General features: G+C 59.0%; 10 protein-coding genes. 3 read left to right on the plus strand and 7 right to left on the minus strand.

The genetic code is table 11. From position 1 onward, the window contains the following. Positions 1 to 162: 162 nt before the first annotated feature. On the plus strand, positions 163 to 1,164 hold the full coding sequence (gene galR, locus PGH32_RS13890) for an HTH-type transcriptional regulator GalR (protein ID WP_314425916.1): 1,002 nt from the start codon (positions 163 to 165) through the stop codon (positions 1,162 to 1,164). A gap of 122 nt (positions 1,165 to 1,286) precedes the next feature. Here the strand turns inward: galR and PGH32_RS13895 are convergent, their stop codons facing one another. Further along, positions 1,287 to 1,772 (minus strand): GNAT family N-acetyltransferase, encoded by a 486-nt coding sequence (locus PGH32_RS13895; protein ID WP_314426372.1) that lies wholly within the window; start codon positions 1,770 to 1,772, stop codon positions 1,287 to 1,289. 723 nt (positions 1,773 to 2,495) lie between these two features. Next, complete coding sequence (lysA, locus tag PGH32_RS13900) at positions 2,496 to 3,749, minus strand: diaminopimelate decarboxylase (protein WP_337894340.1); 1,254 nt, start codon at positions 3,747 to 3,749, stop codon at positions 2,496 to 2,498. A gap of 126 nt (positions 3,750 to 3,875) precedes the next feature. Here lysA and PGH32_RS13905 point away from each other — a divergent pair, with 126 nt between their 5' ends. Then, positions 3,876 to 4,796 (plus strand): LysR family transcriptional regulator, encoded by a 921-nt coding sequence (locus tag PGH32_RS13905; protein WP_314426366.1) that lies wholly within the window; start codon positions 3,876 to 3,878, stop codon positions 4,794 to 4,796. On the opposite strand, the gene PGH32_RS13910 is transcribed toward PGH32_RS13905, so the two are convergent. Further along, positions 4,793 to 5,956 carry an MFS transporter gene (locus PGH32_RS13910; RefSeq protein ID WP_337894341.1) on the minus strand — a complete coding sequence of 388 codons (1,164 nt, stop codon included), beginning with the start codon at positions 5,954 to 5,956 and terminating at the stop codon, positions 4,793 to 4,795. The genes PGH32_RS13905 and PGH32_RS13910 overlap by 4 nt on opposite strands. Before the next feature lie 464 nt (positions 5,957 to 6,420). Between PGH32_RS13910 and PGH32_RS13915 the strand changes: the two genes are divergently transcribed. Further along, positions 6,421 to 7,047, plus strand: coding sequence for a serine protease (locus tag PGH32_RS13915; protein ID WP_337894342.1), 627 nt, complete (start codon positions 6,421 to 6,423; stop codon positions 7,045 to 7,047). Between the two features lie 16 nt (positions 7,048 to 7,063). On the opposite strand, the gene PGH32_RS13920 is transcribed toward PGH32_RS13915, so the two are convergent. The 4 genes from PGH32_RS13920 to PGH32_RS13935 all read right to left on the minus strand — a co-directional run bounded on the left by PGH32_RS13920 (position 7,064) and on the right by PGH32_RS13935 (position 12,020). Beyond that, positions 7,064 to 7,756: an amino acid racemase gene (locus PGH32_RS13920; protein WP_314426359.1), complete on the minus strand. Its 693-nt coding sequence runs from the start codon at positions 7,754 to 7,756 to the stop codon at positions 7,064 to 7,066. 18 nt (positions 7,757 to 7,774) lie between these two features. Next, positions 7,775 to 8,845 carry a ferric ABC transporter ATP-binding protein gene (gene fbpC, locus PGH32_RS13925; RefSeq protein ID WP_337894343.1) on the minus strand — a complete coding sequence of 357 codons (1,071 nt, stop codon included), beginning with the start codon at positions 8,843 to 8,845 and terminating at the stop codon, positions 7,775 to 7,777. An 11-nt stretch (positions 8,846 to 8,856) separates the two neighbouring features. After that, positions 8,857 to 10,926, minus strand: coding sequence for an ABC transporter permease (locus PGH32_RS13930; RefSeq protein WP_314426355.1), 2,070 nt, complete (start codon positions 10,924 to 10,926; stop codon positions 8,857 to 8,859). 62 nt (positions 10,927 to 10,988) lie between these two features. Beyond that, a complete protein-coding gene (locus PGH32_RS13935) occupies positions 10,989 to 12,020 on the minus strand; it encodes an ABC transporter substrate-binding protein (RefSeq protein ID WP_337894344.1) in 1,032 nt (343 codons plus the stop codon). Positions 12,021 to 12,059: the final 39 nt, after the last annotated feature.

Here is a 12,059-nt window from a genome sequence, read left to right on the forward strand (position 1 = left end):
AAACCGTGTTCACTTCAACAGACGAACTGCCGGTAATCGGTGAGCCATGAAGAGGAAAATCCTCAGCTTTGCGACGCCCGGCGCATTCTGCAGGCTTGCAGTCACTGCGGCTTTCCGCAACACTACTGCAATGTAAACGTTTACCCTGAAAGGTTGGACCCTATGGCTACCATAAAGGACGTCGCCAGACTCGCGGGGGTATCGGTCGCAACCGTTTCTCGCGTTATCAATAATTCGCCTAAAGCCAGTGAGAACTCACGTCTGGCGGTCACTCAGGCAATGGAATCGCTGAAGTACCATCCGAATGCCAATGCCCGCGCGCTCGCGCAGCAGTCTACGGAAACCATTGGTCTGGTCGTAGGTGATGTCTCCGATCCCTTTTTCGGCGCGATGGTGAAGTCGGTGGATGAGGTGGCGTGGAATACCGGTAATTTCCTGCTGATCGGCAACGGCTACCATAACGAGCAAAAAGAGCGCCAGGCGATTGAGCAGCTGATCCGTCATCGCTGTGCGGCACTGGTGGTGCATGCGAAAAAAGTCCCCGACGACGAACTGATCGGCCTGATGAAGCAAATCCCCGGGATGGTGCTGCTGAATCGCGTGTTGCCCGGCTATGAACAGCGCTGCATCGCACTGGACGACCGCTACGGCTCCTGGCTTGCCACCCGCCATCTGATCCAGCAGGGCCACAAAAATATCGCTTTTATCTGCTCTAACCATTCTATCTCTGACTCCAGTGACCGTCTTCAGGGCTACTACGATGCGCTGAAGGAGCACGGCCTGCCCTGTAACGATCGGCTGGTGGCCTTTGGTGAACCGGATGAGATTGGTGGTGAAACGGCAATGACCGAGCTGCTTGGCCAGGGTAAAACCTTTAGCGCGGTAGCCTGCTATAACGACTCGATGGCGGCGGGTGCGCTGGCGGTGCTGAGCGACAACGGCGTGCGGGTGCCGGAAGAAATTTCGCTGATTGGTTTCGACGACGTGCTGGTATCACGTTACGTCCGGCCGCGCCTGACCACCGTGCGCTACCCTATTGTCACCATGGCTCAGCAGGCCGCCCTGCTGGCGCTGGCGCTGGCTCACGGTCAGCCCCTGCCGGAGGTGACACATCTGTTCAGCCCTACGCTGGTTCGCCGCCATTCGGTCGGTACGCCCGCCTGACCCGAAGGCATCTGCGGCTCAGCGGCTCAGCGGCTCAGCGGCTCAGCGGCTCAGCGGCTCAGCGGCTCAGCGGCTCAGCGGCTCAGCGGCTCAGCGGCTCAGCGGCTCAGCGGCTCAGCGGCTCAGCGGCTCAGCGGCTCAGGGTATAGTGACAAAGGTTTATGGTAAAGGTGCACGGTGGTGGCAGGATAATCCAGCGCGTCGCCGATATAGCGCCAGCCGAATTTTTCGTAATAGCCCATGCAGGCGGAGTAGAGGTAAAGATCCTCGTCACCGCGCTGCCTGCAGCAGTCGATAATCACCTGCTGCAGCCGCTCGCTTAATCCGCGCCCACGCCAGCTTTCCTCGATATAGAGTGCCGCCAGCCAGGGGAACAGGTCCTGGCGGCTTACCAGATCGCAGCGCCATAATCCTACGGTGCCCACCGGGCGATCCCCCTCCAGCGCAACAAACGTCAGCGGCAGGTCAGCACCGCTCAGGCTGCTGTCGATTACGCTGGCAAAAAAATCCCGGCTGTTATCCGTGCCAAAAGCGTTCCAAAGCCAGTCGGTGATGATTTCGCGATGTTCGGTGGCGTCGGTGAGCGGGACGATGCGCAGGGTGGTCATGGGAAGGTTCCGGGATGAGGGTTTTGAGTTCAGTAAATTACCACAGGGAACGGGATTCGGCTTCTTTGGCTGCGGGGATCGGGGTTCAGAGGACAGTCTCTGCGGCTACCGGGGTTCAGGGATCGGGGGACAGTCTCTGCGGATGACGGGCGGTCCTCGCGCCGCTTTGCGGTGCCTTCGGCTACGGATTGCCCGTCATCCGCAGAGACTGTCCCCCCCTTCTTACACTTGAAGTCGCTATCTACTAAAAGCTACAGGCGAGTTTGGCAATTTCCTGCCAATTAAAGACACCGCTAAACCGGCGGCACAGAAGGGCTAATCCGGTCGAAGCATTCAAAAAGTCTTTGCCCCTCCCGGACACTTGAAACCGCTGTTTTCTAAATGCTGCACGCGAAACGAAGAGTTTAGCCACAGACAACCCTAAGCTAATGGCACAGACGGGTGGCCACCCCGATCGGAGCATCCGCAGCGCTGAACGTAATGAGGAAGCCAGGATTCGGCCACACGGATGTGGCCGAAAGGCACAGCCGGGCAGGACGCCCGTCTGGGCCGTTCCGTCAGGCTGACGAATGCAGTGAGGGCACCGCGCAGGCGGCGCGAGGACCGCCCGAACGGGGTAGCCACCCGTCTGCGTAAACACCGTTACGTCAGACAACATGGGGTAGCCACCGTCGGCGCGTTCACCATCGCGCCAGACCGCGCCAGCATGATTTTAACGACGGATTACAGCTCCAGCGCCAGCAGCTCTGCGACGGTCTGCGCGCGGCGGATCTGCCGTGGCTGACCGTTCTCAAACAGCACCTCCGGCAGCAGCGGGCGGCTGTTGTAGTTCGAAGACATCGACGCACCGTAGGCACCGGTATCGTGGAACACCAGATAATCCCCGACCTTCACCGCCGGCAGCGCGCGGGTTTCCACCTTGCCGCCTTCCTGCTGAGTGAATACATCGCCCGACTCGCACAACGGACCTGCCACCACCGTCTCCACGGTATTCTGCTCGTCCAGCTGACGGCCGTCACCGGCAATCGCGGAAATATGGTGATAGCTGCCGTACATTGACGGACGCATCAGATCATTAAAGCCCGCGTCCACCAGCACAAAGTGACGGCTGCCCATCTCTTTCACTACCCGCACCTGACTGACCAGCACGCCCGACTCGGCGACCAGGAAACGGCCCGGCTCGATCTCCAGCTTCACCGGATGCCCCAGATGTTTTGCCACGCGCTGGCGGGCGGCATCCCACAGGCCGAAATAGTGATCGGTATCGATCGCCTCTTCACCAAAACGATACGGAATCGACAGACCGCCGCCGGCAGAAATCGCTTCCAGATCCTGACCGAAGCTGACCACCTGATTCACCATCGCGTCGCACACCTGCTCCAGATGGCTGTAATCAACGCCCGAACCGATATGCATGTGAATCCCCACCAGCTTAAGCTGATAGCGCTGAACCGCTTCCAGCGCCAGCGCCATATCGCCGAACCAGATACCGTGCTTGCTGTTCTCGCCGCCGGTGTTGGTTTTCTGGCTGTGGCCGTGGCCGAAGCCCGGGTTAACGCGTAGCCAGACCGGATGCCCGGCTGATACCGCACCCAGCTGGTGCAGCATGTCAACGGAACCGGCATTCACAGGCACCTTCAGCTCCGCGACGCGGGCCAGAGTCGGCTCATCCAGCAGATCGGCGGTAAAGACGATCTCGTCGCCGCCCGTCTGATAGCCCGCCGCCAGGGCGCGCTCAATCTCACCCAGCGACACGGAATCCACCTTCACGCCCGCGGCGCGCATCAGGCGCAGAATATGAATATTCGAACAGGCCTTCTGGGCAAAACGCACCACGTCAAACTGCTGCAGCTGGGCGATACGCTGCTGAATAATGCTGGCGTCGTAGGCCCAGACCGGGCCACCCGTCTGACGGGCAAGGGCTAAAAGATTGTCCTGATTCAGGGCGGTGGTGGTGTCGTTCAGCAGGCGTGGCATAAGGGTTCTCCATAAGTGATTAACGCTATTACGCCACATCTCTTTTCGGGATAAAAATATCTGTTTTATCGCAGTCTATTCATTCATGATATGGATTTACTGAACTGAATTTCCGTGGAGAAAGCGATGGCCGGAGTCTCCCTGCGCCACATTGAGATTTTTCATGCCGTGATCACCACCGGCAATCTCACCGAAGCGGCAGCGATGCTGCACACCTCACAGCCGACCGTCAGCCGCGAGCTCGCACGCTTTGAAAAGCTGATTGGATTACAGCTGTTTGAACGGGTGCGCGGACGCCTGCAGCCCACGGTCCAGGGCCTGCGGCTGTTCGAGGAGGTGCAGCGATCGTGGTACGGGCTGGACAGAATTATCAGCGCCGCCGAGGGGCTGCGGCAGTTTCGTCAGGGCGAGCTTTCCATCGCCTGCCTGCCGGTTTTCTCCCAGTCGCTGCTGCCGCTGCTGTGTCAGCCGTTTATGCAGCACTACCCGGAAGTCAGCCTGAATATCATCCCACAGGAGTCGCCGCTGCTGGAGGAGTGGCTGTCGGCCCAGCGCTATGATTTGGGGCTGACCGAAACCAGCCATGCGCCTGCCGGAACCGAACGCAGCGCGCTGTTTACGCAAAATGAAGTCTGCGTACTGCCGCAGGACCACCCGCTGGCCCGTCGCGACTGCCTGACGCCGCAGGATTTTTCCGGTGAGAATTACATCAGCCTGTCGCGTACCGACAGCTATCGCCAGCTGCTGGATAATCTGTTTAGCGAACAGGGGGTACAGCGAAGGATGGTGATGGAAACGCACAGCGCGGCGTCGGTGTGTGCGATGGTCAGAGCGGGCGTGGGCGTATCGATTGTGAATCCGCTGACGGCGCTGGACTACGCCGACAGCGGAGTGGTGATGCGGCGCTTCAGCGTGGACGTGCCGTTCACCGTCAGTTTAATCAGGCCGCGCCACCGGCCCGCGTCGGCGCTGGTTGATGCCTTCAGCCAGCATCTGCAGCAGCATATCGGCCTGTTCAGCCAGCGCCTGGAACGGCAGCTGAATTAAGCGTTAACCGGCTGACCCTGCGCGCGGGAACCACGGAAGGTGATCAGGCAGATAATCAGGCCGATTACCGCCAGCACCGCCGCAGAAACCGGAACCGCCGTCAGGCCGTAGCCGCCGCCGATCACCGCTCCGCCCACCCAGGCACCGAGCGCATTACCGACGTTAAACGCCGAGATATTCAGCGTCGACACCAGATTCGGCGCATCCTTACCGTGGCGAACCACGTTAATCTGCAGCGCTGGCACGGTGGCAAAGGTCGCCATCGCCCACAGGAACAGGGTGATTTCCGCCAGCCACAGCGCGTGAGAGGTCCAGCTGAACAGCAGTGAGAACACCGCAATCAGTGAGAAGCTGAGGATCAGACTGAACGACACGCGCCAGTCCGCCAGCTTGCCGCCCAGGGTGTTCCCCACCGTCAGGCCGGCACCGATCAGGAACAGCGTCCAGCTGACGCCGCGATCGGTGATTCCGGTCACTTCCAGCAGCAGCGGTGCGATATAGCTGAACAGCGCAAACATCGCGGCTGCAAAGAACACCGTCATCAGCAGCGACAGCCACAGCTTGCCGCTGCTCAGCGCGCTGAATTCGCTGGCCAGATCCACCGGCTTTTCATTGCGGTTGGTCGGCAGGCTGACAATCAGGCCGATAAACGCCAGTACGCCAATCACCGACACGCCCCAGAAGGTGGCACGCCAGCCGAACAGCTGACCGAACCAGGTACCCAGCGGTACGCCGAGCACGTTGGCAAGAGTCAAGCCGGTAAACATCAGCGCCACAGCGGATGCCTGCTTGCCCGGCGCCACCAGGCTTGCCGCCACCACGGCACCGATACCGAAGAACGCGCCGTGACACAGGGCAGTCACCACCCGCGCCAGCATTAGCAGGTTGTAGCTGTAGGCCAGCGCACACAGAATATTACCAATGATAAAAATCACCATCAGCAGAATCAGCGTACGTTTACGCGGCAGCTTCGCCGTCAGCAGTGCCATAATCGGCGCACCAATGGCCACGCCCAGCGCATAGCCGCTGATCAGCCAGCCCGCAGACGGGATCGATACCTGCAGATCGCGCGCGACCTCCGGCAACAGCCCCATAATCACGAACTCAGTGGTACCGATAGCAAAGGCGCTCAGCGCCAGTGCCAGTAATGAAACAGGCATTTCACACACTCCCAGGATTATAAGAATTCAGCCCCCTACATGGAGAGCCATTATCGTCAGGTGAATATTTTTTACGCGATACGCGACGAAGGTCACAGAAAGCCATTAAAACACAGGCGGGGAATCGCTTACAGCACATCGAAGGCAAGGGTGTATTGCCAAAAAAGCAATAATTAGCGTCAGAAAACCGGTTTCCGCCATGGGCGAAAAAAACGCCGGATATGAATAACATGGCGAAATAATCATCCGGAGTAAGCGAACACATAACACCAGCTAATGTTTTTTCCTGCGGAAAACTCCTGGTTTTTGGAAATTTCATACCAATCCATTGCGATCTCCCCCGTTGCCGTTAGGCTTACTGAGATCGTTAACAATATGAAATTACTGCTGTGGATAGCCGACGGCGTTATGCAGAAACGCTCACTTCACCGGCTATTTTTTCAACTAATCATTGGGGATTGTCGATGAGAGTGGTTATTTGCCTGCTAGCCGCCTGTCTGGGCGGGTGTTCAGTAGGGAAGTATCAGTACAGCAGTGAAGCTGAAAAACGGGTCGATATGACGGTAACCGGCATTCCCACCATTTTGGGGGCCGGGGCACTGGGAACCACCATTCCGCTGACGGCAAACTACAGCCTGACGGCGGCTCACGTCGCGAAGCTGTCGATGTACGAGGTGAAATCTTATCACCCGGAGTGCGATCTGGCGGTGATTTACCATAAAAATGAGGGTCTGAAGCAGGAACCGCGCTTTCGTAACGGTCAGATCGGCGACAAGGTGAATATGTACGGCTACAGCTTTATCTCGGCGCTGCCGATGGCCTCCAGCGGAGTCAATCTGATTAATACCGGCCTGGTCAATGAATGGAATAAAAAGCCCTGCGTGGTGGTCGCTAGCAACGCCGGGGTGGTGCAGGGAATGTCGGGCGGCGCGGTGTATAACGCCTCCGACGATTCGATTGGTGGAGTGATTGTGGGCTACACCGACAGCGTCAACGATCTGAAAACCGGCAAGCCGCGCTATCGCGATGTCTCGCTGTATGTTCCCTACTCTCGCTTTAAAGACTGGCTGAATGATGCAGTGAAGTCCTGATCCGCCAGTCAGGAGCTCACCGCAGCATAAACTCTACCGCCGCCTGTGCATGGATGGCGGTGGTATCAAACACCGGGACCGGGCAGTCGCTGGCTTTCAGCAACAGCCCGATTTCCGTACAGCCGAAAATCACGCCCTGCGCGCCACGGGCGACCAGGTCATCGATAATCGCCAGATAGCGCGATTTGGACTCGGCGGTAAACCGCCCCTGGCACAGCTCATCGAAGATGATGCGGTTGATCTGCTGACGATCGGCTTCATCGGGAACCAGCGTGGTAATGCCGTGCTGCGCCAGCATCGGTCCGCGATAAAAATCCTGCTCCATGGTGTAGCGCGTTCCCAGCAGCGCGACCTGCGACATGCCCGCCCGCTTAATCGCCGCCGCGGTGCCATCGGCGATATGCAGGAACGGCAGGCCGCTCTGGTCAATAATCGGCTGCGCCACTTTATGCATGGTATTGGTACAGAGCACGATCCCCTCCGCCCCTGCCCGCTTCAGCGCCACCGCGGCATCCGCCAGCATCTGCCCGGCTTTCTCCCAGTCGCCGCTGGCCTGGCAGGCCTCTATCTCGTAGAAGTCCACGCTATACAGCACCAGCTTCGCCGAGTGTAGCCCGCCAAGCTCCCGCTTAATCCCTTCGTTGATCGCCCGGTAGTACGGCAGCGTGGATTCCCAGCTCATGCCGCCGATCAGTCCCAGTGTTTTCATTACGTTTCTCAGTCCGTGTTAGTCATCCTGTAACACAAACATACCAAACGGATGGATCTGGAGATAGAACTCATCGCCCGGCGATGGCTGCAGTTCGGTGGCGTTGACCTGCAACAGCAGCTGCTGCCCCTGCCACTCCAGCAGCACCTCGTACTGCGGCCCCATATAGGCGACTTTTTTAATCGTGCAGCGCTGGCTGGCATCGCCCTGCAGGCCCAGGGTGATCGCCTCCGGGCGCACGCCGACGGTACAGTGCTGCAGGCCTGGGGCAAACCCTTCCGGGCGCGGGATAGCGTAACCGAAGATCTCCACGCGGTTGCCGCTAATTTGCGCCTCGAAAATGTTGGCATCGCCCATAAAGCTGGCCATAAAGCGTGAAGCCGGGAAGCGATAGAGCCGCTGCGGTTCACCAATCTGCATAATCTGCCCTTTGTTCATCACCAGCACGGTATCGGAAACCGCAAAGGCTTCACTTTGATCGTGGGTCACGTACAGCGAGGTGATATTGAACTGCTGCTGCAGCTCGCGGATCTTCTCGCGCATGCTGCGGCGTAGGTTGGCATCCAGGTTACTCAGCGGCTCGTCGAACAGCAGCACCTTCGGCTTGAGGATCAGCGCACGGGCCAGCGCCACACGCTGCTGCTGCCCGCCGGAGATCTGATCGACATAGCGATCGGCGAAACCGGCCAGATCCACCAGCTCCAGCGCCTCTTCCACGCGGTCGCGGATCTCACCTTTCGGTTTGCCCAGCATCTTCAGCCCGTAACCGATGTTCTCTCCCAGCGACATATGCGGGAACAGGGCGTAGGACTGGAACACCATGCAGATATCGCGGTGCTGGATCGAACGATGGGTCACGTCTTCTCCGTCGATGAAAATCTGCCCGTCGCTGGGTTTCTCCAGCCCGGCCACCATTCTCAACACGGTGGTTTTGCCGCAGCCCGAAGGGCCGAGCAGCGTCACCATCTCGCCTTTCGGGATCGCCAGGCTGAGGTTCTCAATGACCGAGTTGCTGCCGAAACGTTTGGCCACGTTACGCAGTTCTACGAAGCTTTTCTTTTCCTGGGGTTGTGCGAAGTTAGTATTCATATGCACCTTAATTAACGGGTTTTCGCCCGCGAGCGGGCCACGCGCGCTTCACCCACCAGCGCATCGAAAATAAAGATAATTGCCAGCATCACCACGATCAGGATCGAACCGTAGGCGATCGCCATCCCGTATTCCCCGTCCTCAACGCGGTTAAGGATGTAGGACGTCGCCACGCGGGTATCCGGCGTAACAAGGAAGATAATGGCGCTGACGGTAGTGATCGCGCGGACAAAGCTGTAGATCAGCGCCGAAAGGATAGCCGGGCGCAGCAGCGGCAGAATGATATACAGCACGGTGCGCAGCGATCCGGCACGCAGGCTGAGCGAGGCTTCATCCAGCGATTTGTCCAGCTGGCCCAGCCCGGCAATCCCGGCACGGATCCCCACCGGCACGTTACGCATCACCATCGAGATAATCACGATCGCCGCGGTCCCGGTCAGATAAACCGGCGCGCCGTTAAAGGCGAGGATGTAGGAAACGCCCGCCACGGTGCCCGGAACGGCAAAGCACAGCATGGTGGAAAACTCGATAACCTTCTTACCGCGGAACTGCTGGCGAACGACGACGTAGGCAATCAGCAGGCCGAAAATCGCGGTAATCGGCGCGGCAATACCGGCGTACAGCAGGGTGTCGAGCAGCGATGGCCATGCGCCGTCACTGAATCCCTGACCAAACAGCTTGCTGAAGTTATCCAGCGTCAGGGTGTAATCAACGCCCCAGTTAACGGTAAAGCTACCGAAGAAGATGCTGCCGTACAGCAACACGTTAAAGGCGATCCACACCCACAGCATTGCCGTCACCGACCACACCAGCGATACCGGCAGCGGCTGCACGTCGCCGCGGGAAGATTTGCCCGAAATCGTGACGTAGGAACGTTTACCAATCCACAGATACTGCACGCAGAACACCAGCAGCGAGAACAGCAGCAGGATCACACCCAGCGTACTGGCCGAGGTATAGTCCAGCTGCGCACCGGTGATGTAGAAGTAGATCTGCGTGGCCAGCACGTCAAAGTTGCCGCCCAGCACCAGCGGATTACTGAAGTCCGCCAGCGACTGGACGATAACGATCAGGAACGAGTTGGCCAGCGCCGGTTTCAGCAGCGGCAGGAAGACGCGGCGGAAGGTTTGCAGACGGCTGGCGCGCAGCGTGTAAGAGGCCTCTTCCAGCGACGGGTGCAGCGTTTTTATCGCGCCGTCGAGGATCATAAAGGACATCGGGGTAAAGGCCAGTACCTGCGCCAGCCAGATGCCGGTAAAGCCGTACAGCCAGTTGGTGTTGGTCAGACCGAGGTAGTTGACCATAAACTCCGTGACGTAGCCGGAGCGGCCCATCATCAGGGTAACGCCCAGGCCCACCACAAACGGCGGCGTGACAATCGGCAGGATCGAGAACACCCGCCCCAGCAGAGCCGAACGTTTGGCGATACGCGTGGTGTAAATCGCCAGCACCATGCCGAAGAAGGTACAGCCAATGCCGACCGCCGCACTCAGCAGGAAGGAGTTCCAGATCACCTGCAGGATATGCTTCTGCCCCAGCACGGCCATAAACTGCAGCGGGGCAAAGGTGCCGTCATCGGCGGTGATCATTGGTTTAAAGATCGCCAGGCTCGGCCAGATAATAAACAGACCAATCAGCGCGACGATAGCGATCAGCGAGCCTAAAACGAAGCGGTCACCGCCCAGCCATTCCAGCCGCGACAGCGCAACGGTCATCACCCCGCCCAGCGCGCAGAAGATGACGATGGTGCCGTAGCCCAGGCCGCGTTCGAGCCAGGCGGCGCTGACCACCATAAAGACGGCGCAGCAGAGTGCCCATGCGGCATCGAAACGGTGGCGCCCGCGAGAGGCCGTGCCGCGAACCGGCCGCAGCAGCAGAACCAGCGGCAGCAGCAGCCACGCCTGGCTGATGTTGACACCGGACCAGCCGTAGGCGGCAACAATCTCGTCAGCCGTGGATTCCAGCAGGCCGTAGTCAAGGCTGAAGACCGGCAGCAGCAGATAGCCCGCCACCAGAATCGCCAGCCAGATAAAAACAGTATCCCGTCCCTGCGGCATGCGCAGAGCTGTGGCATCACTCATAGTGTTCCCCGGAGGTTGAAGCGTAAGCGATAGCGCGCCAGGCGGCGCGCCAAAGTGAGGGGTTACTGCCCCATTTTCACGTCGTTAACCCACTTGTTGATCAGATGCTTACGCATATCAGTGGCGCCGTATTTATCCATGTCGTAGTCGATCAGCTTCAGGTCATCCAGCTTGAGCGAGTTTGGTGAGGTTTCTGCGGTGGTGTTGGTCAGGATCTGGTAAGACTGCCCCTGTTTCCACGCCAGCTCCTGCGCTTCTTTCGACAGCGCCCAGTCAACGAACAGACGGGCATTTTCCATATTGCGCGCTTTCTTCAGGATGCTGACGCCGCCGACTTCATAGCCGGAACCTTCACACGGGGAAACCAGAGTCAGCGGTGCGCCCTTATCCTTTTCCAGCGAGTAGTCGTGCAGGAAGCCGATGCCGATAGCGGTTTCACCACGGGCGGCGTTACGCGCCGGGGCAATACCGGATTTGGTGTACTGGGAAACGTTAGCGTTAAGCTTTTTCAGATAATCGAAGGCCTGATCTTCGCCCCACAGCTGGGTAAAGGTGGCCAGTGCGGTATAGGCGGTGCCGGAGCTTTGCGGATCGGCAATCTGGATCTCGCCCTTGTAGATCGGGTTGGTCAGATCCTTCCAGCATTTCGGCTCCGGCAGGTTTTTCTGCTTCAGGCGATCGGTGTTAACGCCAAAGCCGAGGATGCCGATGTAGATCGCCGAAGAGTAGTTGCCCTTCACTTTGGCCGGGTCGCGGAACTGCGGCATGATCTGATCCAGCACCGGAGATTTATAGGCCTCCAGCAGCCCCATTTCACCGGCCTGAGACTGCGGATCGAGCGTGCCGCCATACCAGACATCGGCCTGCGGGTTATTCTTCTCGGCATCGACCTTCGCCAGCGTGCTGCCGGAGCCGTTGCGGATAAAGCTGGTTTTCACATCGTATTTCTCACCAAAGGCTTTCGCTTCGGTTTCACACATGGCGTTGGTGGCGCTGCAGTAGATGACCAGGCGGCCTTTTGCCTGCGCCGCACCGGACATCGCGCTCACTGCCAGCCCGGCAGCGATCAGGGTAGAGAGGGCTAAACGTTTCATCAGGTTATCCTTATCGTCGAGGGTCGTCAGACCCCGTCG

The sequence above is a fragment of the Erwinia sp. SLM-02 genome, from assembly GCF_037450285.1.
Classification (GTDB): Bacteria; Pseudomonadota; Gammaproteobacteria; order Enterobacterales; family Enterobacteriaceae; genus Erwinia.